Annotated in this window: 24 protein-coding genes; 14 read left to right on the top strand and 10 right to left on the bottom strand. The window is 53.7% G+C overall.

All coding sequences use genetic code 11. The features are described from left to right. Window positions 1-60 precede the first annotated feature (60 nt). Window positions 61-414, top strand: a complete 354-nt coding sequence (gene tnpB / locus AC2FLG_RS16470) for an IS66 family insertion sequence element accessory protein TnpB (protein ID WP_496703611.1) — start codon at window positions 61-63, stop codon at window positions 412-414. Between the two features lie 106 nt (window positions 415-520). Here tnpB and AC2FLG_RS16465 read toward each other — a convergent pair whose 3' ends face one another. The 3 genes from AC2FLG_RS16465 to AC2FLG_RS16455 all read right to left on the bottom strand — a co-directional run bounded on the left by AC2FLG_RS16465 (window position 521) and on the right by AC2FLG_RS16455 (window position 3,425). Then, entirely contained in the window at window positions 521-2,098 is a 1,578-nt protein-coding gene (locus AC2FLG_RS16465) for an arylsulfatase (protein WP_496692090.1), read from the bottom strand. Between the two features lie 71 nt (window positions 2,099-2,169). Continuing rightward, entirely contained in the window at window positions 2,170-3,009 is an 840-nt protein-coding gene (locus tag AC2FLG_RS16460) for a DUF302 domain-containing protein (RefSeq protein ID WP_496707107.1), read from the bottom strand. A 35-nt stretch (window positions 3,010-3,044) separates the two neighbouring features. Beyond that, window positions 3,045-3,425 carry a DUF4345 domain-containing protein gene (locus AC2FLG_RS16455; RefSeq protein ID WP_496692088.1) on the bottom strand — a complete coding sequence of 127 codons (381 nt, stop codon included), beginning with the start codon at window positions 3,423-3,425 and terminating at the stop codon, window positions 3,045-3,047. Window positions 3,426-3,676: 251 nt separating this feature from the next. On the opposite strand from AC2FLG_RS16455, the gene AC2FLG_RS16450 reads away from it, so the two are divergent. Next, on the top strand, window positions 3,677-3,994 hold the full coding sequence (locus AC2FLG_RS16450) for a hypothetical protein (RefSeq protein ID WP_496707105.1): 318 nt from the start codon (window positions 3,677-3,679) through the stop codon (window positions 3,992-3,994). Window positions 3,995-4,019: 25 nt separating this feature from the next. Here the strand turns inward: AC2FLG_RS16450 and AC2FLG_RS16445 are convergent, their stop codons facing one another. The 4 genes from AC2FLG_RS16445 to AC2FLG_RS16430 form a co-directional block, all read right to left on the bottom strand. After that, window positions 4,020-4,451, bottom strand: coding sequence for a glyoxalase superfamily protein (locus tag AC2FLG_RS16445; protein ID WP_281973536.1), 432 nt, complete (start codon window positions 4,449-4,451; stop codon window positions 4,020-4,022). Next, window positions 4,448-5,839 (bottom strand): MATE family efflux transporter, encoded by a 1,392-nt coding sequence (locus tag AC2FLG_RS16440; protein WP_496707103.1) that lies wholly within the window; start codon window positions 5,837-5,839, stop codon window positions 4,448-4,450. The genes AC2FLG_RS16445 and AC2FLG_RS16440 overlap by 4 nt, the downstream gene beginning before the upstream one ends. A 333-nt stretch (window positions 5,840-6,172) precedes the next feature. Then, window positions 6,173-8,548 (bottom strand): thiamine pyrophosphate-binding protein, encoded by a 2,376-nt coding sequence (locus AC2FLG_RS16435; RefSeq protein WP_496707101.1) that lies wholly within the window; start codon window positions 8,546-8,548, stop codon window positions 6,173-6,175. Between the two features lie 11 nt (window positions 8,549-8,559). After that, on the bottom strand, window positions 8,560-9,765 hold the full coding sequence (locus AC2FLG_RS16430; protein ID WP_496707099.1) for a methionine gamma-lyase: 1,206 nt from the start codon (window positions 9,763-9,765) through the stop codon (window positions 8,560-8,562). A gap of 113 nt (window positions 9,766-9,878) precedes the next feature. Here AC2FLG_RS16430 and AC2FLG_RS16425 point away from each other — a divergent pair, with 113 nt between their 5' ends. From AC2FLG_RS16425 to AC2FLG_RS16410, 4 genes are all read left to right on the top strand, one after another. Then, window positions 9,879-10,337: an Lrp/AsnC family transcriptional regulator gene (locus AC2FLG_RS16425; protein WP_281973936.1), complete on the top strand. Its 459-nt coding sequence runs from the start codon at window positions 9,879-9,881 to the stop codon at window positions 10,335-10,337. Window positions 10,338-10,505: 168 nt separating this feature from the next. Continuing rightward, window positions 10,506-10,949, top strand: coding sequence for a MarR family winged helix-turn-helix transcriptional regulator (locus tag AC2FLG_RS16420; protein WP_271952659.1), 444 nt, complete (start codon window positions 10,506-10,508; stop codon window positions 10,947-10,949). An 11-nt stretch (window positions 10,950-10,960) separates the two neighbouring features. Further along, window positions 10,961-11,338, top strand: coding sequence for a hypothetical protein (locus AC2FLG_RS16415; RefSeq protein ID WP_496702817.1), 378 nt, complete (start codon window positions 10,961-10,963; stop codon window positions 11,336-11,338). Window positions 11,339-11,368: 30 nt separating this feature from the next. Then, window positions 11,369-11,683 (top strand): monooxygenase, encoded by a 315-nt coding sequence (locus tag AC2FLG_RS16410; protein ID WP_496702815.1) that lies wholly within the window; start codon window positions 11,369-11,371, stop codon window positions 11,681-11,683. A 710-nt stretch (window positions 11,684-12,393) separates the two neighbouring features. Here AC2FLG_RS16410 and AC2FLG_RS16405 read toward each other — a convergent pair. Together AC2FLG_RS16405 and AC2FLG_RS16400 are read right to left on the bottom strand one after the other, a co-directional pair. Then, window positions 12,394-13,344 (bottom strand): proline racemase family protein, encoded by a 951-nt coding sequence (locus tag AC2FLG_RS16405; protein WP_496707097.1) that lies wholly within the window; start codon window positions 13,342-13,344, stop codon window positions 12,394-12,396. A gap of 446 nt (window positions 13,345-13,790) precedes the next feature. Next, window positions 13,791-14,444 carry a TetR family transcriptional regulator C-terminal domain-containing protein gene (locus AC2FLG_RS16400; protein ID WP_496692080.1) on the bottom strand — a complete coding sequence of 218 codons (654 nt, stop codon included), beginning with the start codon at window positions 14,442-14,444 and terminating at the stop codon, window positions 13,791-13,793. A 109-nt stretch (window positions 14,445-14,553) separates the two neighbouring features. On the opposite strand from AC2FLG_RS16400, the gene AC2FLG_RS16395 reads away from it, so the two are divergent. The 8 genes from AC2FLG_RS16395 (at window position 14,554) to AC2FLG_RS16360 (ending at window position 24,647) form a co-directional block, all read left to right on the top strand. After that, the gene (locus AC2FLG_RS16395) at window positions 14,554-15,423 is read left to right on the top strand and encodes an ABC transporter permease (protein ID WP_496702811.1); all 870 of its coding nucleotides are present in this window, start codon (window positions 14,554-14,556) and stop codon (window positions 15,421-15,423) included. After that, a complete protein-coding gene (locus AC2FLG_RS16390; protein ID WP_496690593.1) occupies window positions 15,420-16,208 on the top strand; it encodes an ABC transporter permease in 789 nt (262 codons plus the stop codon). Before AC2FLG_RS16395 ends, AC2FLG_RS16390 begins: the two co-directional genes overlap by 4 nt. Further along, window positions 16,205-17,302: an ABC transporter ATP-binding protein gene (locus AC2FLG_RS16385; RefSeq protein WP_496707095.1), complete on the top strand. Its 1,098-nt coding sequence runs from the start codon at window positions 16,205-16,207 to the stop codon at window positions 17,300-17,302. The genes AC2FLG_RS16390 and AC2FLG_RS16385 overlap by 4 nt, the downstream gene beginning before the upstream one ends. 17 nt (window positions 17,303-17,319) lie before the next feature. Then, the gene (locus AC2FLG_RS16380; protein ID WP_496707092.1) at window positions 17,320-18,381 is read left to right on the top strand and encodes an extracellular solute-binding protein; all 1,062 of its coding nucleotides are present in this window, start codon (window positions 17,320-17,322) and stop codon (window positions 18,379-18,381) included. Window positions 18,382-18,442: 61 nt separating this feature from the next. Next, window positions 18,443-20,503 (top strand): oxidoreductase, encoded by a 2,061-nt coding sequence (locus AC2FLG_RS16375; RefSeq protein WP_496707243.1) that lies wholly within the window; start codon window positions 18,443-18,445, stop codon window positions 20,501-20,503. Further along, window positions 20,503-21,735, top strand: a complete 1,233-nt coding sequence (locus AC2FLG_RS16370; RefSeq protein WP_496707091.1) for an aromatic ring-hydroxylating oxygenase subunit alpha — start codon at window positions 20,503-20,505, stop codon at window positions 21,733-21,735. The genes AC2FLG_RS16375 and AC2FLG_RS16370 overlap by 1 nt, the downstream gene beginning before the upstream one ends. Next, window positions 21,728-23,290, top strand: a complete 1,563-nt coding sequence (locus AC2FLG_RS16365; RefSeq protein WP_496707090.1) for a trimethylamine methyltransferase family protein — start codon at window positions 21,728-21,730, stop codon at window positions 23,288-23,290. Before AC2FLG_RS16370 ends, AC2FLG_RS16365 begins: the two co-directional genes overlap by 8 nt. Before the next feature lie 52 nt (window positions 23,291-23,342). Continuing rightward, complete coding sequence (locus AC2FLG_RS16360) at window positions 23,343-24,647, top strand: aminotransferase class III-fold pyridoxal phosphate-dependent enzyme (RefSeq protein WP_496707088.1); 1,305 nt, start codon at window positions 23,343-23,345, stop codon at window positions 24,645-24,647. A gap of 127 nt (window positions 24,648-24,774) precedes the next feature. On the opposite strand, the gene AC2FLG_RS16355 is transcribed toward AC2FLG_RS16360, so the two are convergent. Further along, the coding region (locus AC2FLG_RS16355) for a hypothetical protein (protein ID WP_496707086.1) at window positions 24,775-25,002 on the bottom strand (228 nt) is incomplete at its 5' end.

Here is a 25,002-nt window from a genome sequence, read left to right as displayed (position 1 = left end):
TCCTGCCAATTATCCGGTGAACTGTTTGGTCAAAATTGCACTCGCGATGGATAGCCATTCATGATTTCACCAGCTGGCAACTTTAAATTCTACGCCGCAACCAAGCCAGTCGATTTTCGTAAAGGCATGGGTGGTTTGGAGGCGATCGTTCTGAATGAATTCGATCTCGATCCATGCTGTGTTGCCATATTTGTTTTCCGTTCGACACGCACGGGCCGGCTGAAGCTCATAGTTTGGGACGGGGCGGGTCTTGTGCTGATCTATAAGCGGATCGGGGGTGAAGGTTTTGAATGGCCACGCGTCAGTGACGGGGTGATGACGATGACCAAATCGCAGTTTGAGGCCCTTTTCGAAGGGCTTGATTCGAAGCGTGTGATAACGCGCGCTTCGGACTGCAATCAGTCCCTGATGTGAATAGCAGCGAACGGCGATACCGAGCCCAAAGCAGAATCTTGAGAGATAGTGGAAGGAGCACTCCGCCGTCACCACGGCGAAGTGCTGAATTGTGTATTTCTAGCCGTTATTGAGACATCCCGCCTTCGCTGGAAACCTGTTTCTCAACTTGGCTTTGATTGGCCAGGTCAGAGCCACGTGGCGGGAACTCTTGGAATGTCTGAAGGTGTTGCTGCACCAGTCGCGCAGCAGGTCCAAACGCCCACATCTTCTGCCCCATCCATTTGGTATACATCCCGGATTCTTCGGCGGCCTTTTCATAAGGATCGCGGCGCAGATTAAACAACATCGGCGCATTTAATTCTTCTTTTGGTCCGGCCCAGCCATGCTCTTGGATTACGAAATGGGCTTTCCAGTCCCTGTAGCGGACGGCCTGAAGGCTCGTGCCTTCGTAGTAGATGATTTCGTCGCGGTTGCTTTCGGCACCTCCCGTCAAATACGACAGTTGGTTGTATCCGTCCAAATGTGCTGTGTAGCCTTCATATCCAGACAAGAGCGCCTCGGGCAGGTTGTCAGGGCCACCTGCCGCTGCCACCAGCGTCGGCATCCAGTCCATACCGGACATAATGCCGTTTGCAACGCGTCCAGCAGGAACATTGCCGGGCCATTTGATAATCGCCGGAACGCGGAAACCACCTTCCCAGGTTGTTCCTTTTTCCCCGTGAAATGGTGTCGTGCCACCATCCGGCCAGGTCATCGTTTCAGGGCCATTGTCAGCAGTGAAAACCACAATTGTGTTGTCAGTGACACCCAGCTCGTCAAGCCGCGCCATCACTTTGCCCACATTGTCGTCAAGCTCTTGCATCACAACGTCCTGCAGCCCACGCCCATCGCCCAGCATGTCTTCGTATTTGGGGCTCAGGTGCGTCCAAACATGCGCTCTGGCCGGGGCCATCCATACAAAAAACGGTGTATCCGCTTCGACAGCGCGATCAATAAAGTCGATCGTCTTTTCGGTCACCTCATCATCGAGCGTCTTTTGACGCTCGGGCGGCGCGGGTCCATCGTCCAGGATGCGCTGATTGCCGACCACGCCCCAACGCGGATCCACCGTTTCATCCAGTTCTTCGGTTGCAAAGGCATGTATGATGTTGCGCGGACCGAATTGGGCATTAAATTCGGGATCGTCTGGCCAGTCAGGGTCCGACGTATATTCCATCGCATTCAAATGGTAGAGCCAGCCCCAGTACTCGTCGAAACCTTTTGTTGTTGGCAAAAACTGGTTCTGGTCGCCCAAGTGGTTTTTCCCGAATTGACCGGTGGTATACCCCAAGGCCTTTAGCATGTTTGCAAGCGTGGGGTCTTCATTGCTCAGACCCACGGGATCACCGGGAAGACCAACAGTGTGCATCCCGACACGTACAGGAAACTGACCCGTCAAAAACGCAGCGCGACCTGCGGTACAGGTCGGTTCCGCGTAGTAGTCCGTCAGCCGCGTTCCCGCTTCGGCAAGCTGGTCCAGGTTCGGTGTTTTGATGCTTTTGACGCCTTGGTGGTAGCTTCCCAAGCTGGCCCAACCGACATCGTCAGCCATGATCACCAAAATATTTGGCTTGTCCTCTTGAGCAACTGCGCTTGCGGCGACAGCAACCGAAGCGACGACCGCTCCGACGAAAGTGCGCGCGATTGATAAGCGTTTCTGCATGAATCATCCTTTCTTGCATCGTATCGGGGTCGTCTGGTCGTCCTCATAGCCCCAAATTTATAAGCGCGTAATTACTGTACAGCAGCGGAAAATGTCGCGCTTAAACGTTTGTTGAGCATCGCGTGTGGCTCGATTGAGCTACCATAGTAGAGCTGTGCAAAGGCGGCGATGTCGTTGAACAGAACCACAGCGTTGCCATCTGTGCCTTCATAGACAAGCAGTTTCTGGCAAAAGGCATCAAGACCGATCGCCGGGTAATCCGCCATTGCGACTCCACCGGGCGCTGGCCCCCCGAACAGCAGCAGCTTTGCGGCGGGAAGGGCAACGTCAAACGCGGCAGCTTCTTTCATAAAATCGATCTCGCCGAACCAAATTGTATCTGTTTGCGCGGTCACTGCTTTTTCGAGGCGCGCAACCGTTTCGGCAACGCCATACGCCGACGCAATTTCAATAATGCCAAAATCACGCTCGACAGCATCGGTGGGAATCGGGCTCGGATCTGCGCCATCTACCGCGCGCAGTACCGCTTGCAGGCGCTCATCAAAGGCAGCAAGGGCCGCTGACCCCTCAAGTCCGTGACGTTTGGCGATGAATGCAGAGGACGTGTAAGACAAGGACGGCTTAGCCTCGTCGCCGTATGACAACACCCTGAAGGGCAGATCCAACCCCGCACGAATGTTCTCGCTCAGGATGGAAGCGTTCACGCCGGGATCAGAGAAAAGCAAAACTCTCGACGGTGGCATCTCCACGCCTTCGCCAGCCGCCAAACGGGCATGATCTATCTCGATCACCCTTGCCATTTTGGCATCTGTCACCGCCTCTGCCACTGCTTCGAACAAAACATCGGTGTCGGCTTGCAGTGTATCATCTGCATCGGCGGAGATCGGAGTTAATGCCAGCGCAGCGGCCAACAGAGTGTTTCGGATACCCAAGTTGACCCTCCTGATCAAACCGCGCCTTGTTGACGCAAACGAAGCAGAGCCAAAGCTGCGAAAAGGATTTCTGCCAAAAAGTAGAACACCAGCAAGAAATTTGGCAAGCCATCGACCAAAAAGCTCAGCAGTCGGCCAGCGGCGAGCCCGGCCATGAAGAGGAACAGGCTCCAAAGGGCGGCGTTTGTAAGGGCGGGCTTGAATGCCCCGGCAATCCAAAACATCAACATCGCCAGATACAGCCCCATAATTGCCCGGAAGATGTGGGTGAGCTCTGTCGTGTCGACTGGAAATCCCAGCAACATCGGCACACTCGCCGACGGCATCGCGCCATAAGACAGTGCGATCGGGAACAACCCAACGGATGCGAGCAACAAAACAAAACGGCCAGACAAGGAATCTCCCTTTTGGCTGCCTCTACAAGAGCCAGATAGAATATACTTTCAATTCCGCGTTAGGCAACTCAGAACCATGGTCAATTTCCTTACCGCCGGAAACTTACGCGGGACGTTAGGATAGTACCGCAGGCACGACCTGCATATCAGGCTTTGTCCCCAACTCAGTCACGCATGTACCACGAGACGAATTACCGCTTCGTACCGCGACTTGATCCTTAATCCGCCCGTTGATGTTGCTTGCGCAGCGAATGGCCGGTCTGGTGAAGCTGCATTGCGGCGCCGTCGAGGAAGATGGATGTCTCCTTTGGGCCATCTGCTACGATGCTAGTTCTGCGAATCTGGCAGATGCCGCACCGCATCTGAGGTCGGCACTGAGCCCAACCTGTACCTTCAGTATTTTTGCTGCGCGTTCGCAGCACGAAAATCGCCGTAAGAGGTCAGGTTCCGCCGTCGCAGGGCAGCGGCAAAATCTGCCATTCGTCGATTGCGCAGAATTTTTAATACGACATATTCACAGGTTGCAAGACAAGACGGCCATCGGCTTCAATCGCGCCAACAGCCGCTGACAAATTTAAGAACCGGATTTCCCTGTCAGCATAAATTGATTTGAAGGTGCGCCTGCCCGTCGCTTGTCCGTTCAACAGAATGTCCTTTGGGACCAATTACACCACGAATGCGCGAGCGGAAATTTGAGAAGCCTTCGGATGTGACAACGTCTACGGCTTCATCCAAGTGCACCTCTAACCGGAACCATCCTGGTTTCATGATCGAAATAGAGACCACATGCCCCGTGAACGGTTGCGATAGATACGTTCCGCTGACCTTGTCACCGATGGCCCATCCCTTGGGTGGTCCGTTTCCGATGGCTGCAAACATCGTGTTCCAATCGCGGAACCCGTGTTGGTGGGCGACCAACTCGAGGGACTTGGCATGGCCAATCGATGCACCTTCCTCGGTCAATTTTGTGCGCAAACGCTTAGCTTGATCCTTAGCTTGCGTAGCTGACGGAAATTGCGTGTTCATGACGCCACTCCTTTTTTGGTGTGGAAAATGCCCCATTTTAGCTCTGGGTCTTGGGCGGAGAGCCAAAGCACTACAACAGTAAGACCCAACATCATCACTTCGGCCAGCGGACCCGCATACCAGATGCCAACTTCGCCAAACCAGAAGGGCAACAGAAACGTCAACGGGATCGCAAATGCATAAGGTTTTGTCAGCCCTAGAAGGGCTGCCTTTCCTGCAGATCCAATCGCCTGAAAATAGGTCGCAATCATCATCAACGGGCCCAACAGAAAAAAGACACATGTCATGACCGGCAAGATGCGCGCAACCTCTGCAATGACCGACGTGTCGTCTACAAACGCGCTGGCGATCCGGCTAGGCATGCTAATCACAACGACCTGCACGATTGCGCAATAAACAAACGCGACCCAAAGTGCCATGCGCAGGCTTGCATCTGACCTTTGCCAAAGTTCAGCACCATAGTTGTTGCCCGTGATCGTCTGCATTGCAAACGACAAGCCCAGAAGTGGCAGGAAAGCAAAGGTGATGACCCGCGTGATGATCCCATAAGCAGTAATTGTGTCGGCGTAACCCGGGCGACCAATCCATTGCAGGGCTGAGATAATCGCGGCCGACCCGAGAGCTAGTCCAATGAAATTGAGGCTTTGTGGTGCACCCAGTGCGAGGATCCGCCCCCATTTTCCGCATACGGAATGGGACAGCAAGGTCGCAGGACGCAGCGATGTTTCCCCAAACAATCGGTACGCAAAAATGATAGCAAACGCGAGCGCCTGTGCCGCCGCAGTTCCATAGGCTGACCCAGCTACGCCCATGTCCAGAACGGCGATGAGTACGTAGTTGAACCCCATGTTTGCAATCGAAACCAGCAGGCTCATCGCGGCCATAAAGCCCACGCGCCCTTCGTTGCGCAGCGCATCAGAATTTACCGACAACACGAACAAAAGCGGTGAGAAGAACACCGTAATCCGCAGGTAGACCAACCCCATCTGCGCCAAAGTCTCTGACCCACCAGCGGCCAGCAATGCAACTGGCTGGCCCAATAGAAGGAACAACACTATCAGAACTGCGCCCAACCCAATTGCCAGCCCATGTGCGCCAGCAAACGTGGCACGCGCGCCGTTCATGTCACCCGCGCCAAGGGATCGCGCCAGAAGGCTCGACATGCCGTTCGCCACAAGCGTGGAAAGCGCCACAATCAGCATGTAGATCGGGAACATCAACGTGACCGCAGCCAGCGCATCAGGGCCTACATAAATGCCCAGAAACAGCGCATCTGCAACAGACAGAAGCCCATTCATCCCCATCACGAAAATGATCGGGAGTGCGGTCCTAAAGTAGATGGTGCCAAGCGGCCCATCGGTGAATGTATTAGTGGGGCTATCGGTCATATCTCTCTTGCCTGATCGCGCAATTTGAGATGGGACCCGCATTACCATCCGCGCGATATGCGGAAAGAGGTAGATAGAGAATTACGTCGCAGAACTTAACCAAGACAAAAGTCAGCGGGAGGCAGGCGTCCACAGCCTCTACGTTGGTTAATCTGAAATTTTTCTGTCGTCAAGCGGTTAGTCTGCATCCGATTTTGCGGAAGCTGACTTACGCCGCGTTGCAGAAAAATTGGTAAAATGGGCTCTTACCACCAGTTGAAGTGCTCCGCAGAGAGTGGCGACAGGAGAGCCCATAGTTAGAGACGCAGCAACGTGAACCAATGTCTGCTGCTGCTATGCTATAGCCACAATCGGAGGGATTTTACGACCATGGGACAATTCGCCAGCTGATTGGATCAACGTGTTGGCGTCAATGCGGAAATGACGGTACAAATCCGCAATAGACCCGGTTTGGCCGAAATGCTCCACACCGTGCGGAATCGTTTTGTGGCCATGAACGGCACCCAACCAGGACAAAGTTGCCGGGTGTCCGTCGATCACTGTGATCAATGCGCAGTCGCGCGGCACATCTGCCAGCAGCGTTTCGATATGTGCCTCAGCGCCCCGAATGCCATTTGTGCGCGCCCGTTGCGCTGCAGTCCAGCCGGCGTTCAACCGGTCGGCAGAGGTCACTGCCAGAACGCCGACATCCCGCCGCCCCTGGGCGATATGGCCCGCTGCCCTGATGGCCTCCTGGGCAACCGCGCCCTGATAAGCAATGACAACTTCGCAGTTCGGTCCCGGTTTGCGTAGCCAATAGGCACCGTCGATGGCCCCCTGACGGAAATCGTCATCCACGCGTTTACCGGGCTGCTCAATCGGGTTGGTCGTCAGACGTAAATAGACCGAACCGCCGGTCTCGTCGCGCAACCACGTGCGTTCATCGGGATCTCCCTCGCCATCTTTTTGCATATAGGCAAAGGCCCATTCCATGATGACCGCCAATTCATCCGCAAAGGCGGGCTCAAATGCGGCCAACCCGTCTTGCGACATGCCAATCAGCGGCGAAGCGATTGATTGATGCGCCCCGCCTTCCGGCGCCAAAGTGACGCCAGAGGGCGTGCCCACGATCATGAAACGGGCATCCTGATAACAGGCGTAATTCAACGCATCCAAGCCACGGGACACAAAAGGATCATAGACCGTTCCAATGGGAATAAGCCTTTTGCCAAAAACCGAGTGCGAAAGCCCTGCCGCCGCCAGAAGCAAAAACAGGTTCATTTCAGCAATGCCAAGTTCGATATGCTGACCATCTGGTGTAAACTCCCACTTCGCGGTGGAGGGGATATTTTCAGCCTTGAAAGTGTCGGATTGATGGGTGCGCGCAAACAGTTTCCTGCGATTGACCCAAGGGCCAAGATTGGTTGTGCCGGTCACATCCGGAGAGGTCGTCACGATCCGCTCGGCCAGCGCGCTGTTGCCTTTGGACAGGTCATCCAGAATCTTGCCGAATGCCATTTGAGTCGAGATTTCACGACCCGGATCCAACTCAACTGAGGGGACGTCGATAACGTCATCTGAGTATCGGCGCGGCCCGCTGGCGAAGAAGGGCGTCTTTGCCAGCATTTTCTCAAACGCTGCCGGGTCTGCGATGGTGGCAAAGCGCTCCCATTCATCACCCTCAGTAACACCCATGAATTTCTTCCATTCTGCCATCTGAGTCTTGTTCATCAACCCACCATGGTTGTCCTTGTGACCAGCAATCGGCGTCCCCCAGCCCTTGATCGTATAGGCAAGGAAACAGACCGGGCGGTCGTGATCTATTGCGGCGAAGGTATCTGCCATGGTGGTGACGCAGTTCCCACCCAGATTTTCCATCAGAGCGGCCAGTTCGTCATCGCTGCGCGCATCAAGCAACGCGCTTACGTCGCCTTGATCGCCGAGGGTTTCCATCAGTCGCTCGCGCCACACCGCGCCCCCCATGAAAGTCAGTGCCGAGTAGAGCTGGTTGGGGCACTGATCAATCCATTGACGCAGCTTCTCTCCGCCCGGCTCTTTAAACGCAGCGCGTTGCAAAGCGCCGTATTTAACCCGCACAACGTCCCATCCGAAGGCGTCGAAGATTTGCTCAATCCGTTGGAACAGTCCTTCACGCACGACGCCGTCCAATGACTGGCGGTTATAATCAATGATCCACCAGCAATTACGCAGATCGTTCTTCCATCCCTCTTGCAGGGCCTCATAGATATTGCCTTCGTCCAGCTCAGCATCGCCAACCAATGCGATCATGCGTCCAAGCTTTTGCGTATCGCCCCAGGATTTGGCCTGTACATAATCCTGCACAAGTGACGCAAACGAGGTGATAGCAACGCCAAGACCCACCGACCCGGTCGAAAAATCCACGTCATCGATATCTTTCGTGCGGGAAGGATAGCTTTGCGCGCCGCCAAATCCGCGAAAGTTCTCCAACTTCTCACGGGTCTGGTTGCCCATCAGATACTGAATCGCGTGAAAGACCGGCGAGGCATGCGGTTTGACTGCTACGCGATCTTCCGGGCGCAGGGTCTGAAAATATAACGCGGTCATGATCGATACCATCGACGCCGAAGACGCCTGATGCCCGCCAACCTTGATCCCGTCAGCTTTGGGCCGAATGTGGTTCGCATGGTGGATCATCCAGTGGGACAGCCACAGCAAACGTTGTTCAATTGTTTTGAGATCAATGGACATGGTCAATTTCCTTAAGCTGCGCTGCGGACAGGGGGTCTTGGCAAGGCTTGTTCGAGATCGTGGATCACGTCGTCGATCCCCTCCAGGCCAATGGACAATCGCACCAGCCCATCGCTGATGCCGTGTGCGGCGCGTTCTTCAGGCGTATAGGTCGAATGGGTCATGCTGGCCGGGTGCTGCACCAGTGTTTCAGCATCTCCCAATGATACGGCGCGGGTGATCATTTGCAGTCTGTTCATCATCGCGCGCCCTGCTTCCAGCCCGCCATCCAGTTCAAATGCAATCATGCCGCCGAATTTGGACATCTGCCGCTGCGCGACATCATGCTGCTCGAAACTGCTCAGTCCCGGATACCAGACCTTTCGCACACCGGCGGATTGCTCCAGATATTCGGCGATGGTCGCAGCGCTGCTGCAATGCCGATCCATGCGCAATTCCAGTGTCTTGAGGCCGCGCAGTATGAGCATTGCATTAAACGGGGCCATGACCGCGCCGGTCATATCCTTCATCCCATAGAGGCGGATTTCAGTCACCAGTTCGGCCGATCCGGCCAGCAACCCTGCAACAACATCTCCGTGACCGCCTAGATATTTCGTCGCCGAGTGCAGAACGATATCTGCGCCATGTTTGATTGGCTGGGTCAGATAGGGCGTGGCATAGGTATTATCCACCACCACGTAGGCGCCGTTGGCATGGGCAATGGCTGATACAGACTGGATATCTACAAGGCGCATATTCGGATTGGCGGGTGTTTCAAAATAGACCACCTTGGTTTTTCCGCTGATCGCCTCTGCCAGGTTTTCCGGCTCCGTCAGATCCACATGGGTCACTGTCACACCGAATTTTGCCAGCCCGTGCCGCATGAAGGAAAATGTGCAGCCATAGAGCGTCTTGTCGAGAATGACCTCATCCCCCGGGGCAAGAAGAGTCCACATCGTTGCAGTGATCGCCCCCATCCCCGAGGCCAGGGCCAATCCTGCCTCTGCCCCCTCAAGCACCGCGATGCGTTGCTCCAGCAAATCGCAAGTCGGGTTCGAGATGCGCGAATAAACATGCCCTGCCTGCTCGCCCGCGAACATCGCACCGCCTGCTTCCGCGGTTTCGAAAGCGAATGTCGAGGTCAGATGCAGCGGAGGCGTCAACGCTCCTTCGTTTTCCATCGGGTTATAGCCATGGTGAATGGCAAGAGTGGAGAAGCTGTCGGGGCGGTTGCGCATTGGGTGACTCCTTGGTTTTCAAGAAGCAGAGTATGACTACACGAGTGGCAAAATATTCCAAAAATATCTTATACTACCTCGTTTGTAGCAGTATATGCTAATCTATGAAAAAAATAGACCGTAAAGACCAACAGATCATTCGAGCGTTGCAGCGCAATGGCCGAATGACGAATCAAGACCTGGCAGCAGAGGTGAACTTGTCACCTTCGCCCTGTCTGAGGCGGCTGAAACTGCTCGAGCAAAATGGAATCATCACCGGCTATAGCGCCAACATAGACGCCGAGGCTTACGGGTTGCCGGTAACGGTATTCGTTCACGTCAAACTGGAAAGCCATACTGAAGCGACAGTAAAGAAATTCGAAGCAGCCATTGCGCGGATTGACCAGGTACTGGAGTGTTTCGTTATGACCGGCTCATCGGATTACCTGCTTCGTGTGGTCGTGGCTGATCTTTCAGATTACGAAAAATTCGTTCGCAGAAAGCTGCATCCTCTTGGAGGTATTGCCTCCATGGACAGCAGCTTTGTCTACGGAGTTGTCAAGAAGACAAATGTATTTCCAGTGACAGAATAACGTTGCTTGATGAACTGAGATGAAATGATTGCGGACATTCGCGCAGATGCAGCGAAAGCTCGCTTTATGCGTCATTCCAACAAATGCTGCACATCGAGCGAATGAGTGGATTAGGTCATTCTATGGAGAGTGCTTGAATTTATCCCTAACTAGGGATACATGCGCAACATGAGACATAAAAATCAAGCCCGAGAAAACCAAACCCTGGTGCTGGCCCTGCTACGCAGTCAGCAATTGTTCATGCGCGCTATGGTGTCAGCGTTTCGTTCAGCGGGCCTTACAGCGCCACAATGGGACGCGCTGGAAACACTTAGCAACAAGGGTCCGCTGTCAATCAACGATCTGATGCGGCTGACACTGTCTACATCCGGCAACCTGGATGTGGTTGTCAAAAACCTGGTTCAAGCCGGATGGGTGGAAAAGAGTGTCGATGAAACCGACAGACGGGCGCGCGTTCTGTTATTGACCGCAGCCGGGCGCCAAAAAGTGGCCGAATTCCTGCCACTCCACAATCAAGCTCTGGAACAGATTTTTGGTGATCTCAGCGTGCAGGACAAACGCCAGACGATCAAGACACTCAACCAACTCCGAAAAAAACTGCCTCAACCTTAGAAAGTCGTAACATGCCTAACAAAACACTCCTGACCGCGCATGGCGTGATTTACATGTTGTTCGCGCTCGCGCTGTTCTTTGCCCCGGCCATCCTCTGGCCAAACTACGGCCTGCAATTAAACGACCAATACGCTGTGTTCCTGTCACAGCATAACTCGATATTTCTGGGCGGCATCGGGATCATCAGCTTTCTGTTTCGGGACGTTGAACATGGCAGTGAAGCTGCAATCGCCATTCTCACAGGATTGATGTGGACCAATCTACTTGGCGTCATCATCACGCTTTACGCCTGCCTGACAGGAGTTTTCACCGGGTTTGGCTGGTCTGACCCCATCTTCTTCGCCTTGCTTGCGGTCCTATGCTTCTACCAACTCGGGAAAAACCGCTGAACTTTCCCAAACTCACAAAGGAAACTAAACATGAGTACACTGAAAGTCTGGGATCTGCATATGACCTATGAAGGTCCGATCACAGAAGAATTTCTCGCCGGCACCGAGCAACTTGCAAAGAGTATCGCGGAGGAGCCAGGAATAATCTGGAAGATTTGGACTGTCGAAGATGGAACCAATCACTATGGGTCCACATACCTGTTTCGGAACCGCGAATACCTGGAAAGCTATAAAAGTATGCATCTGAAGCGCCTGGAAGCGATAGGGGTCACAGTGACCGCCGACCATGTTTTCGACATTATGGAAGAGGTCAGTCGCATCAACAGAGCCCCACTTGAAGGCTGACGAGCAATGACCGGACATTGGCACGCTAAACGTTGATGTCCGGTTCGGTCCGCTATCCGGAATTGCAAAGTTTGGTCTTGATTGTCCGCTTTGGGCTGGGTCTGTCATTTGTAGCGTTTGGTATCACCGCTGCTTCACTAAGATACTCGTGATTTTGCTTGAGCTGGCGTCAACACGACCACCATGCTTTATGACAGATCAGACACATTGATAAGGTAGACGAAAACCATGGCAGAACGATTTGAGCGTCACCGTCAAGCTTGGACACAAGAGGAAATTCAAAAATTGCACCTACTGGTGTCAAAGGGGATGGGTTTGAAGGCCATTGCCAAAGCTCTCACGCGCTCTGAGGAATCGACCAAGAGCAGAGCGAAGCTTGACAAAATAAAGATCAAGAAAGCACGCTGATTTTGGTGCCTTTAGTGTACTCCTGTCGTTCTTTACTGCCACGACCAATGTCCGATTTGGGCTGATTGAGCTAAAAAAACCAGATTTTAGTGAAGATGGGCGAAAAACTTGCCCGCAGAAGGCCTTTCCGAATATTCGTCGGGGGTCGGCCCAATACTCTCGTCGGCAATGTCCGAAGCTTTCAGTGGCCCTACCAGGCACTGGGTTGCAATTAAGGCGCCACAACGGGTTCTGGCAGAATGGAATTCAGTTGCTCGGTTTGTTAGGGTTCTGCACCCAAACACCCAATTTAAAAAGCTGCCTTACGGATTAGCGTAGTAAAAAGAAGGAAAGCTATGCCTTGCAACGATCCTAACTTCTGCTGATACAGTGGCGAATTGACCGACAACTTGGCATTCAAAAATCCCGCCCGGTGCTTCGATTGTCACGGACCTGCCGGGAGATAGTGACCCGTTGCCCTCGCACGCCACCACAACAGACAATGCGCCTGTCCCCCCAGCCGAATTTGCCAGTTCTCCCTTTTCAGAGGCCCAGACAGTTTTAATATGGTTCTTCCCTGATTTCGAACTGAACATGACCAAGTATTTACCGTAGCTGCCGCCAATGCCAAAATTAGACATCGGGTATTGTTTACTAGCCGCCCCGCTTAACTCAATTGCAGCGTTGGTCAATTTTTGGCGCTCACTAAGCGAAATACCTAGATAGTCTGCATCGACAACCAAATACGGCAACCCGGCATCGACTAGAGAAACTGGAATGTTTCCATTTAGAGGAAGATTCAATATTTGATTATTAATCAATAGCTTGGGCTTGACAGTAAACCACTTGGCATGTGTCATAACGCTACCTGTTCGGGTTACTTGTACTTCCATGACACCATTTGCTGTTTCCAAAGCAACAACTTGTTGATCTTTGGCTAATGCTTGACGCTTCGCGCTCGCAATTATGGTGGCTGCAGCCATGAGTGCGGTTCCGGCATATGGTGCGTATGCAAACTGAGAGGCTAGAAAAAGTGCCCCATCGGTACCTTGCTCAAAGGGTGGATAGAGTAGGCAAGAGTTGATGAGGTGGTTTCCATTTGGTGGGAGGTTCAAAAAACCCCGAAACTGTTCATGATCCGAACGAAGCTCCAGCAAGGCGCCAGCCGCGTTCCTAGAAACTAGTTTAGGAAGACCAGAAACTGCCACTCGAAGAATATCTCCAGCGAGATCTACATCTATCGCACCCGTTTGTCCCTGGTGTTTATTAGGCATTGTTCGGCGTCCTGGATATCGTGTGCTACCTTGTAGCTTCTGGCTGCAAACATCCATGCTTGCTTTCAGCTGATGGTGTATTGGACTGAGTCTGTGTGAAAACTCTGGATGATGTATGCTTTTCGGCAAAGGCTGGAGGCATGTATGTCGAGATTTATCGCAGGCGCCGAGCGAAGTCAGTCGATGCTTTTCCCGACCAGCTTGAAGATTGGACCAACGGGTGCGTAGCCACACCACGACGTCAATAATGCTGCAAAACCCCACTTTGTTGCGCATCTCGGACTACAAAGCTTAATTGTGAAAGTCCGCTAATAGCGCACAGCGGACGTCGAGATTTTTCAATAGCTAGGTGGATGCTACTTGGACGCTAGAGGCCTCACCAATACCAGTAGTTGCTTTCCAGGAAGAGGCATTGTTTCCATCTCAAACCTGAGCGTCGTGAAGGCTCACAACTTGAATTTTCCTGGAAAAAGTCCGCCTAAAAATCTTCGAATAAGTTCAGCAGAGCGTCGTCGCGAAAAAACCTGCATATCGGTAAGGTAATTTACCCACATTCCTTCCAGTAAGGCCAACGTTCCGCTGGTGGCATCATTCACCAAGTTCGGATCATGTCCGTTTTGTTGGGCTATCTCCGTGAACGCACGCCGCAATGTCTCGACAAGTTTGGGATCCTGAGTGCTGCTGTATCGGGCAATACCTGGGTGTGAGCTCGCGATGCCTCGGAATGCATGCCAGATTTTCGTACTTCGTGGATTGAGCAAAGCTTCGGACAGATCCGCCTCGATCACAGCCATCACTCGCTCTTCGGGCGATGCATCCGAGCCCAGATCGGTCATTCTGTCCATCTCGGCATAATACTCGGTACTGAAATGCTGGGCCGCTGCGGTCAGCAAATTGTCCTTCCCCCCGAAATGCAAATGGATCATTCCGCGCGACAGACCTGAACGCTCGCAGATGCGACTGACCGAGGTATCGGTGACTCCAATATCAGCAATAGTATCCAGTGTCGCCTTGATCAGAAGCTGCCTGTTGGCTTCTGGATCGCGCTTCGAGCTACGTTTTCTTCCTTTAGGCTCTGTCACTCTATTCAATGATTCCATCAGCTTAGGGTCTTCTCATATGGGTGGCTCACAGGAAGATTGACACGAAAGGCCTTTCTGGCGCAACATTAAATGGACGATCGTCCATTAGAGACTCGTAAGTACCGAGATGGGAGATAGGGTGATTTTTCGTAGCGAAGCGTCCCGGGGTTATACCCTCAGCGCACCAGCCACGGCATACGTGGGGTTTCTGGTGGCGGCGCCTTTGGTGATCCTGATCGCCTATTCGTTCTGGACCCAAACCTACGTAACGCTCGACAAGACACCGACGCTGAAAAACTATAGCGACGCGTTTGCTGATCCGCTGGTCCGTCACCTGATGTTGCGGTCGATCTGGATCGCCGGAGCAGTTACGGTAGTCACTGTCGCACTGGCCTATCCCATCGCGTACTTCATCGCGATGAAGGCCCGGAAAAAGACCATCTGGCTTCTGCTCATCACCATTCCGTTCTGGTCCAGCTACCTCCTGCGCGTATTTGCCTGGAAACTCATCCTTGGGTTCAACGGGGTGATGAATTCTGCACTACTGATGCTTGGTCTGATCGACGAACCGCTCGACTTCTTGCTCTATAATGAATTCGCCGTCGTGCTGACGCTTGCTCATGCCTGGGCGCCTTTTGCGATCTTGCCGATCTATGTCTCGTTGCAGAAGATCGATCCAAGCCTGTTGGAGGCTGCCACCGACCTCGGCAACAGTCCTTTGCAACGCTTCATGCGGGTGACGCTGCCGTTGACCATCCCAGGGATCATTGCTGCTTGCCTGATCATCTTCATTCCGACTGTCGGTGACTACGTGACCCCAGCGCTGGTCGGCGGATCGGACGGGAAGATGATTGCCAATCTTATTCAGGTGCAATTCGGGGCCGCTAACAACTGGCCTCTCGGCGCCACACTTTCGCTGATCGCGATGCTGTCGGTCGGCTTCGTCGCCATCGTGTTTGTCATTACCGCTACCCGGCTTGGGAGGAGGATCAGATGAAGCGCCCCTCGACCCTGACAGCCTATGCTTTCCTGTATTTGGTGTTTCTATACCTGCCGGTTCTTTTCCTACCGTTGTTCTCGTTCAACAGCGGTACAATCGTTGCCTTTCCGATCAAGGGCTGGACGCTGGACTGGTATCGGAAGCTGGGCGAACAGGATACGTTGATCCAGGCCCTTTGGAATTCGCTTGGTGTTGGCACGGTCGTCGCACTTCTATCCACCGCTATGGGGCTGTTCGCTGCCCGCGCCTTTGTTCGATACCGTTTTCGGGGTCAGCGTGCGGCTGAAGGTTTGGTGATGCTGCCTTTGGTCATACCTGGCATTATCGTGGCCTCTTCAATGCTGGTCCTGTTTCTGTTTCTCGGTCTCAAGCCATCTCTGCTGACCGTTGTTCTGGGCCATACGTTCCTTGCATTGCCATTTTCCGTTTCGATCCTGAAGTCTGCCTTTGATGACTTCGACGCGTCGCTGGAAGAGGCATCTTACGATCTGGGCGTCGGCGTGTTCGAAACCTTCCGTCGCGTGACGCTGCCGGTCGTTTCCCCCGGCATCGTAGCCAGCATGCTGGTTACTTTTACGGTCAGCTTCGATGAGTTCGTCCTGGCCTTTTTTCTGTCAGGCAACCAGCCAACCCTGCCGGTCTATATCTGGAGCCAGATCCGTTTCCCCGCCAAGCTTCCAAACGTTTTGGCCTTGGGTTCTATCCTGCTGCTTACCTCGGTTCTGCTTTTGGTGCTGGCCGAGTATTTCCGCCGCCGCTCATCCGCATCAGAGGTCCGATGACAGACAGAAACATCATAGAACTCAGGGGCGTCGAAAAGCGCTATGGCACATTCCTGGCGGCCAGCGGGATCGATCTCGATCTCAAAGAGGGCGAGTTTTTTTCACTCCTCGGCCCCTCGGGATGCGGCAAAACCACGGTATTACGGATGATCGCGGGCTTCCAGGAACCGACCGAGGGTACCGTGCTGATCGACGGTCAAGATATGGAAGGTGTGCCTGCCAACAACCGTCCAACGAATATGGTATTTCAGAGCTACGCCATCTTCCCGCACCTGAACGTCGGGAACAACGTGGCCTATGGCTTGCGGGGCAAGGCGCCCAAGGCCGAGATCGAACAGCGCGTAGCCGAGGCCCTGGAAATGGTCGAGCTGGGCGGTCTTCAGGATCGCGGCGCAAGTGAATTGTCGGGTGGGCAGCGGCAAAGGGTGGCGCTTGCCCGCGCGCTGATCATGCGACCCAAAGTATTGTTGCTGGACGAGCCCTTGTCAGCACTCGACAAGAAGCTGCGCGAACAGATGCAGTTTGAAATGCGCAATCTGCAGCAGTCGCTTGGCATCACCTTTGTGATGGTCACCCATGACCAATATGAGGCAATGACGATGTCCGACCGTATTGGTGTGATGTTCGAAGGACGGCTCAAGCAGGTGGATACACCAACCACGCTTTATGCCCGTCCCTGTGATCAGCAAGTGGCCAGTTTCATCGGTGAGATGAACATACTGCCTGCCCAGTTATCGGGCGAAACCGGCAATATGTTGTCGATCGATGCAGCCGCCTTCGGGCGGATTGAGATTGAGAGAAATCCCAACGTTGCGACCAGTTCTAAAGACATGAACATCGGTATTCGCCCGGAACAATTGGAAATCGCTGCTGAAAAGCCAGAAGACTATCCATCAACGGTTCAAGGCACTGTCAGCAACGTCGCCTTCTATGGCGAGAACATTCACTATCACATTCAGGTTGCGGGAGCTGAGAAACCAATCTCGGTCTCAGTTCCAAACTATTTTCACACGGTCGATTTCAAACGCGGCGACGCAGTTTGGCTGGGACTTCAGGGTGCAAGCGTGATCGATCTAGGTACAGACACAAAGTAAAATAGTGGGAGGATAAAATGAAAGTTCAGGGAATTGCTGCCTTCGCATGTGCGACGGCAATAAGCACGGGAAGTGCCATAGCAGGTGGCGCTGATCTAACGGTTTTTGACTGGTCGGGATATGAAGACCCCGGGTTCTTTGCCAGCTACATGGAAAAATACGGGGATGAAGCGCCAAGCTATTCCTATTTCGGAAGTCAGGAGGAAGCCTTTACGAAACTGAGTTCAGGTTTCACGGCTGATCTGGCGCATCCTTGTTCCGACGCGGTCCGGAAATGGGTCGCAGCCGACCTGATTCAGCCCCTGGATGAAAGCAAACTGACCAACTGGGCCGATGTACTGCCCGAGATCAAGGAAGTCGACGCCATCGTCCTGGACGGCGAGCTTTACATGTTGCCGTTCGAGTGGGGGAACACGGGTCTTATCTATCGCACCGACAAAATCTCGGGGGATGATATCTCGCTGCAATTGCTGGCTGACCCGGCCTATGCAGGTAAGATCGCGATCCCGGATGCGGCGTCGTCTGCATATGCCCTGGCTGCGCTGGCCACTGGAAACGCTGATGATTACACAAATCTGAGCGATGAGCAGTTCAAAGAAGCATCGGATTTCCTGCGCTCAATCCACCCAAACATGCGCTTTTACTGGTCCGATGCGGGTCAGTTTGATCAGGCCATGACCAGCGGTGAGATCGAAATGGGTTGGGCCTGGAACCAGTCCGAACTGAACCTGATCTGGAACGAAGTGCCTGCCGCCATGATGCGTGACGTCGACAAAGGTATCGCGACCTGGGCCTGTGGCTACGTGCATCTGAAGTCTTCCACGACACCGGTCGATCAGGTCTATGATCTGTTGAACGCGCTCACTGATCCTGCAAGCGGCCAATACATCATCGACAACTGGGGCTACCCGCATTCCAACGCAAAAGCCTTCGAAGTTGCCGATCAAGCCAATATCGAAGCCTATGGTTTTGCCGATCCGAAAAGCTTCTTCGAAAGCAGTTTGTTCTTTGACGCGGTGAACCCCGAGTTGGAGGCAAAAATGCTGGCAGAATTTGAACGGATCAAAGCCGGATTCTAACACAACCATATTTCCGGGGCCTTCGGGCTCCGGAACCCAAATATAGGAAAAACGCGTGATTATGTCGGACGCGAACCCATACGCTCTGCTCTTCGAACCGGTTCAGATCGGGCCCGTCACAGCCAGAAACCGCTTTTATCAGGTGCCGCATTGCACCGGGCTGGGACACCTCAGGCCACGGGCGGATGCTGCCGTCCGCGGAATGAAGGCTGAAGGTGGTTGGGCAGTGGTTTCCAATCAGGAGACCGAGATACACCCGACTTCGGACTTGTCCCCCTATGCCGAGGGGCGATTGTGGGATGGACGCGATGTGCCTGCGTTGCGGTTGATGACAGATGCAGTACATGCACATGGTGCGCTGGCGGCCATCCAGCTGGTACATAATGGCAATCATGCGCAAAACCTGCTGACCCGCGCTCCGGTTCTTGCTCCGTCCGAGATGTCCGTTGATATGACGCATCCCAAGCAGGCGCAGGCCATGGATAAGGCCGATATCCGGGAATTCCGCCGCTGGCATCGCGAGGCCGCCCTGCGCGCGAAAGATGCCGGATTTGACATCATTTACGTCTATGCCGGACACAACATGACTTTGGCGCAACATTTCATGCTGCCGCATATGAACCAGCGTAGTGATGAATATGGCGGTTCGCTTGAAAATCGCGTGCGCCTGACGCGCGAATTGCTGGTAGATACCCACGAAGCTGTAGGCGACAGCTGTGCCGTGGCGTTCCGCTTTGCCATTGATGAGATGGTGGGCGCCGACGGTATGCAGGCCGCAGAAGAAGGCCGTGCCGTGGTCGAGCTTTTGGCCGATCTTCCTGACCTATGGGATGTGAATGTGGCCGACTGGTCCAATGACAGTGCCACAACCAGATTCCAGCCGGAAGATGGTTATCAGAACGCGTTTCTGTCCCACGTCAAACAAATCACGCGGAAACCCGTGGTAGGTGTCGGTCGCCTGACCTCCCCCGATATGATGCTGTCGATGGTCAAGAAAGGTATTGTCGACCTTATCGGAGCGGCGCGACCTTCTATTGCGGACCCATTCATACCGAATAAGATTGAAGAAGGCAGGGTCGACGAAATTCGCGAATGCATCGGCTGCAACATCTGCGTGTCTTCGGACAATCTGGGTATTCCGATCCGCTGCACCCAAAACCCGACCATGGGCGAGGAATGGCGTCGCGGCTGGCACCCCGAGATCATTGCACCGAAAAAAAGCGAGGCGGAAGCACTGGTAATCGGTGGCGGACCCGCAGGTCTTGAGTGTGCCATGCAAATCGCACGGCGAGGATATCAGGTGACCTTGGCCGAAGCCTCAGCTGAATTTGGTGGACGTGCTGCAAAGGAAAGCAAGCTTCCCGGCCTAGCGGCCTGGTCGCGCGTCGTCGATTATCGCCTGAATGATCTGAAACAGCGCGGCAACGTTCAGTTGTTCACCGACAGCAGACTTGACGGCGATCAGGTGGCAGAGCTTGGCGTCGAACACGTCTTTGTCGCCACCGGCAGCCGTTGGCGTACGGATGGCATGGGGCGAAACACCCAGCGCCGTATGCCTCATATCGAGCAAAGCGCCAGAGTGCTGACACCTGATGATATCATGAACGGCATATTGCCTCCGAATGGCCCGGTGATGATCTATGATGATGACCATATCTATTTGGCAGGTGTGATTGCAGAAAAACTGGCAGCTGCCGGATATCCGGTGGTCTTTGTCACGCCGGAGAGTTTGGTCTCTGCTTACACCGTACATACTTTGGAGCAGCCCCGTATTCAGGCTCGTCTGATCGAACTTGGCATAAACATTTACTGCAATCAGGTGCTCACCGCGGTTGAAGGTGACATGGCCCGCATCGGATGTGCCTTTACCGGTCGCGAAGCGAGTATTCCCTGTGCCTCGACAGTTCTGGTTACCGAGCGCCAGCGAGAGACAGCGCTTTACGACAGCTTGCGAGGGGTTGGGTTGAAGACCCTCGAACTTTTAGGCGATGCCGCGTCTCCAGGACTGATCGTGGACGCAGTCTTCGCAGGCCACCGCGCCGCCCGCGATTTTGAACGCCCAAAGGCAGAAGCAGACAAGGATTGGTTTCGCCGCGAGATAGTCGATTTGGAGGAAACGTGATGAACAGCCGACCGATTGGGTTAGATGCTTTGATGGCCTCGCACCAGCACGGCCACGCTCTGCCGCGCGGATTCTATACCTCGCAAGACATCTATGACTATGACATTGCCCAGGTCTGGAACCGCAACTGGCTTTGGGCAGGGCATGTCAGCCAAATTCCAAAACCCGGAGACTATTTTCTGTTCGACTATGGCCCGGAGAGCATCATTATTGTTCGCGACCGCGAAGGCGAAGTTCGCGCTCATTTGAACGTCTGTCGCCATCGTGGATCTCGCGTCTGCACTGAACAGTCCGGCAACGCCCGTGTTCTTGTTTGCCCCTATCACGCCTGGACATATGAGTTATCGGGAAAACTTCGTGCAGGCCACAATATGGGGGAACACTTTGACCCGTCCAAATTCGGGCTCTTTCCCGTTCAGGTGAGTGTCTTCAAAGGCCTGATCTTTGTCTGTACCGATGTAAACACACCATCGCTTGATCCTGTCCTCAGCCAGCTTTCGCCACTCGTCGAACCCTATGGCTTTGACGATCTGAAAGTTGCGCATACGGCGTCATTTCCCGTTCCAGCGAATTGGAAACTGGCGGTTGAGAACTATCTTGAATGCTACCACTGCGGACCAGCACACAAAGAATACTCTCGCTCTCATAGCCTGAAATCGCCACAAGACATGGCTGGCTTGGTCGAGCCGCTAAATGCAAGGGCTGTAGAAGTCGGGCTGACACCTGATGAATTGGCGCTTGTTGGCGAGGCTGCGCCCACCCCATTCACCAGCGGGTATTATCGGCGCTACCCGCTTTACCAAGGTTACAAAACCGGCAGCAAATCGGGTGAGGCACTTGCGCCATTGCTTGGAACGCTGAAAGGCTTCGACGGTGGCGCAACTGACTTTGATATTGGCCCATTGAATTGGTTCCTGATCTATTCGGATCACATGGTGGGCTACCGCTTTATTCCACGTGGTCTACAAGAAACCGACATTCAGGTGGTCTGGCTGGTTAACGCTGATGCCGAAGAAGGCCAAGATTACAACAAGGAAGACCTGACCTGGCTTTGGCATGTCACATCTTTGGATGACGAACGCATCATTCGGCACAACCAGTCCGGCGTTAATTCTCAATACTTCCAACCGGGGCCCTTGGGCGAAATGGAAACCTCGATCCAGGATTTTTACGATTTCTATTTTGCCATGATCCGCTCGGAACCAGAACAAAGGATGGCCGGTAATGGCTGACGTAAAATCACGCCGTCGCGGAGGTGGTGGGCGCGCCGCGCGCATAAAGGTTCAACAGGCGACCACGGGCAATGAGGCCGTGCGTGGGGGATTAAGTGGCGGCCGCTATAAGCCGCTTACCCCAACAGATATGGAGAACATCCATCAAGCGGCTCTGACCGTTCTGGAAAAAACCGGCATTACCGATCATTTCCCGGAATTACTTGATCTGGTGCTGCCCAAGGGCGCGGTGATGAATGATCTAAATCGGCTGTGCTTCCCCCGCGCACTGATGGAAGACATCCTGGCTGGTGCTGCCAAGGAGTTTTACGTCTATGCCCGCGGAGAGCGTGAAGGCAAAGACGACATGCATTGCTCGGCAGAGAGTGTCTATTTCGCCAACTCCGGCACCGCCGTGACCACCTTCGATTCCGAAACTAAATCTTATCGCCCGTCGATCCTGCGCGATGTCTATGATTTCACCCGTCTGGTGGACCGTTTGGACAACATCCATATGCTGGGCGACACAGTTTTGGCCACCGATGTGACTGATGATTTCGCTCACGACATGAACACCATTTATGCCATGCTCGCAGGCAGTCAAAAACCTGCCTGTCTGACTTTTCGCGACCGCAGCCATATTCCGCATGCCATCCGCATGTTTGATTTTGCTCAAGGTGGCGAAGGGGCTTTCATGAAAAAGCCAAGCGTCATATTTGGCGGCTGCCCTATGGTTTCCCCCTTGCGGGTCGGCAAGGAAAACATGGAAATCCTGATTGATACCGCCAAGCTAGGCCTGACGGTTGATCTGGCGGTGCCTCCTCAGGCCGGGGCGACAGCCCCTGCGACGCTTGCGGGAACATTGGTGCAAACCGTGGCCGAAACGCTGGCATGCGTTGCCATCGTAAACCTCATCACACCGGGCTGTCCGGTCTGCTTTGCCGCCTGGCCCTTCATCACTGACCTGCGCAGCGGGTCGTTCACCGGCGGCAGTGGCGAACAGGCTCTGATCGGGGCCGCAGCCATTCAGATGGGTAACTTTTATGGCCTTCCAACCTCTGTAGGCGCAGGCATGACCGATGCTAAGATACCCGACGCGCAATACGGGTTGGAAAAGGCACTAACCTTCACGCTTGCCGCTCATGCCGGTGCCAATCGTTTGTGCGAGTTCGGGGGTATGATCGGTAGCCTGATGGGATGCAGTTTTGAAAGCATGGTCATCGATGACGAAGCGGGCGGTATGATCCTGCGGTCGTTGCGCGGGATTGAAGTCACGGATGAAACCATGGCGGTGGATGTGATCCATCAGTGTGCCATCGACCCTGGTCATTTTCTCGGCAACCCGCACACACTGAGCTATATGAACAGCGAATTCGTCTACCCACGGCTCATGGATCGTGAGCGCACGGACACATGGGAAAACGAAGGCAAAACTGATCTGCTGGACCGCGCCCGTGACAAGGCCAATTCCATTCTCGACAGCCATTTCCCCAACTACTTCGGCGCTTCAGACGCTCAGGTGCGCGAAGAGTTCCCAATTGTGATGAGCACAGAAAGCATGGCCCGCCGTGGATAACTCTAACGTCAAGCACTGGGACAACGACCATTTCCTGCACCCGTGGGAAGGAATGGCAACTTTGGGCGAAAACGATCGGACATTTATCGAAGGTGCCAGCGGCATCCATGTCATGAACGAAAAAGGCGAACGCTTGATCGACGGACCGGGAGGCATGTGGTGCACCCAGATCGGTTATGGCCGAGAAGAGATGGCCGAGGCCATGGCTGAGCAGGCTCGAAACCTTGCCTATTTCTCACCCTTTAACAATTCCAACTCGACTACTGCGCGGTTCGCGTGCGAAATCGCTAAACGTGCGCCGGGCGATTTGAACAATGTCTTTTTTACCACTGGCGGCTCCACCGCAGTTGATACGGCCATCCGGTTTGTTCATTTCCGCAACAACCTCTTGGGACGCCCCGAGAAGAAGAAAATCATTTCAAGGCAAAAAGCTTATCATGGAAGCACTTTTTTGGCGGCCAGCGTCAGTGGAAAAGAGCGTGACAGGCTTTGGCTCGACAAGGCGGATGACCTCGCACATTTCTTGCCAGACGTGAATCCGCTTTATCGTGCGCCTGGTCAAAGCGAAGAGAGCTTTCTGAAAGAGAAAGTTTCGGACCTGGAAAACGCCATTGTGGCGCTTGGCCCAGAAAATGTTGCCGCTTTTATCGCCGAACCGGTTCTTGCCTCTGGTGGCGTGATAGTGCCGCCGAAAGGGTATCACGAAAGTTGCCTAAACATCTGCAAGAAGTATGATGTTCTATACATTTCCGACGAAGTAGTGACCGCTTTCGGGCGATTGGGCCATTGGTTTGCGTCAGAAACAGTCTTTGGCATTCAGCCAGACATAGTCACCTGCGCCAAAGGAATGACATCTGGGTATGCGCCGATGGGTGCCGCTATTATCTCGGACAGGCTAATCGCCGATATTGCGGGAAAAGATGCAACCTTTTCTAATGGCTACACCTATTCTGGCCACCCGGTCAGCGCAGCCGCTGGTCTGAAAAGTATGGAAATTATTGAACGGGAAAAGCTTCTCGAACACGTTCGAAGGGTCACTCCGATTTTTCAGGATCAGCTACAGCAGTTGGGTCAGATTGACATCGTTACCGATGTGCGCGGCATGGGGTTGATGGGATGCGTTCAGTGCTCAGTCGATGGTGATCCCCAGAGCGATCTGGGGTGCGACTACGAGATTGGTAGCCAGATCGATTTCGAATGCCAGAAACGTGGGTTATTGGTTCGACCTGTGATCAACATGTGTGTTCTTTCACCGCCCCTAATCATTAGCGAAAGTGAAATTGAGCAAATGTTTGCTGTCTTGCGAAAAGGGCTTGAAGCGACAAGTGCGTGGCTCAGCGGGATTAGAGGCCAATGAATTGCTTGCGCTATTGTTGCGAAAGCCCGGAGGCCGCCATTTCAGCGTATTGTCGTATGCTCCATGATCTCCGCCAAAACCGTTCGGCCTTGGCGGTTTTGAAGAAGGTTTTGACAGCGACGGTTTCCTACGGGTTGGCATTATCTATTACGGGTCCGTCACAGTGTTTTTCTCGTACTGCTTGCTTCCACGGTGCTTCCAGTTGTGATGGCGCAACGCAAAAGCCCGCTCCGGCACGGTGTGTAATATATTGATATTGTGTAGTGATTTTGGTTGCGGGAGTAGGGTTTGAACCTTTGGCCTTCAGGTTATGAGCCTGACGAGTTGAAGAGGTTAGCAATTGATCCAGTGGATC

The sequence above is a fragment of the Ruegeria sp. CDSA193 genome (assembly GCF_059611885.1).
The sequence above is the reverse complement of the archived record's forward strand: the minus strand, read 5'-3'. Positions and strand labels throughout refer to the sequence as shown.

Bases quoted from the DNA above. Each gene is read 5' to 3' on its own strand.
- tnpB (WP_496703611.1), top strand. From the start codon at position 61: ATGATTTCACCAGCTGGCAACTTTAAATTCTACGCCGCAACCAAGCCA.
- AC2FLG_RS16465 (WP_496692090.1), bottom strand. From the start codon at position 2,098: ATGCAGAAACGCTTATCAATCGCGCGCACTTTCGTCGGAGCGGTCGTC.
- AC2FLG_RS16450 (WP_496707105.1), top strand. From the start codon at position 3,677: ATGGCCGGTCTGGTGAAGCTGCATTGCGGCGCCGTCGAGGAAGATGGA.
- AC2FLG_RS16445 (WP_281973536.1), bottom strand. From the start codon at position 4,451: ATGAACACGCAATTTCCGTCAGCTACGCAAGCTAAGGATCAAGCTAAG.
- AC2FLG_RS16440 (WP_496707103.1), bottom strand. From the start codon at position 5,839: ATGACCGATAGCCCCACTAATACATTCACCGATGGGCCGCTTGGCACC.
- AC2FLG_RS16435 (WP_496707101.1), bottom strand. From the start codon at position 8,548: ATGTCCATTGATCTCAAAACAATTGAACAACGTTTGCTGTGGCTGTCC.
- AC2FLG_RS16430 (WP_496707099.1), bottom strand. From the start codon at position 9,765: ATGCGCAACCGCCCCGACAGCTTCTCCACTCTTGCCATTCACCATGGC.
- AC2FLG_RS16420 (WP_271952659.1), top strand. From the start codon at position 10,506: ATGAGACATAAAAATCAAGCCCGAGAAAACCAAACCCTGGTGCTGGCC.
- AC2FLG_RS16415 (WP_496702817.1), top strand. From the start codon at position 10,961: ATGCCTAACAAAACACTCCTGACCGCGCATGGCGTGATTTACATGTTG.
- AC2FLG_RS16410 (WP_496702815.1), top strand. From the start codon at position 11,369: ATGAGTACACTGAAAGTCTGGGATCTGCATATGACCTATGAAGGTCCG.
- AC2FLG_RS16405 (WP_496707097.1), bottom strand. From the start codon at position 13,344: ATGCCTAATAAACACCAGGGACAAACGGGTGCGATAGATGTAGATCTC.
- AC2FLG_RS16400 (WP_496692080.1), bottom strand. From the start codon at position 14,444: ATGGAATCATTGAATAGAGTGACAGAGCCTAAAGGAAGAAAACGTAGC.
- AC2FLG_RS16395 (WP_496702811.1), top strand. From the start codon at position 14,554: ATGGGAGATAGGGTGATTTTTCGTAGCGAAGCGTCCCGGGGTTATACC.
- AC2FLG_RS16390 (WP_496690593.1), top strand. From the start codon at position 15,420: ATGAAGCGCCCCTCGACCCTGACAGCCTATGCTTTCCTGTATTTGGTG.
- AC2FLG_RS16385 (WP_496707095.1), top strand. From the start codon at position 16,205: ATGACAGACAGAAACATCATAGAACTCAGGGGCGTCGAAAAGCGCTAT.
- AC2FLG_RS16380 (WP_496707092.1), top strand. From the start codon at position 17,320: ATGAAAGTTCAGGGAATTGCTGCCTTCGCATGTGCGACGGCAATAAGC.
- AC2FLG_RS16375 (WP_496707243.1), top strand. From the start codon at position 18,443: ATGTCGGACGCGAACCCATACGCTCTGCTCTTCGAACCGGTTCAGATC.
- AC2FLG_RS16370 (WP_496707091.1), top strand. From the start codon at position 20,503: ATGAACAGCCGACCGATTGGGTTAGATGCTTTGATGGCCTCGCACCAG.
- AC2FLG_RS16365 (WP_496707090.1), top strand. From the start codon at position 21,728: ATGGCTGACGTAAAATCACGCCGTCGCGGAGGTGGTGGGCGCGCCGCG.
- AC2FLG_RS16360 (WP_496707088.1), top strand. From the start codon at position 23,343: ATGGCAACTTTGGGCGAAAACGATCGGACATTTATCGAAGGTGCCAGC.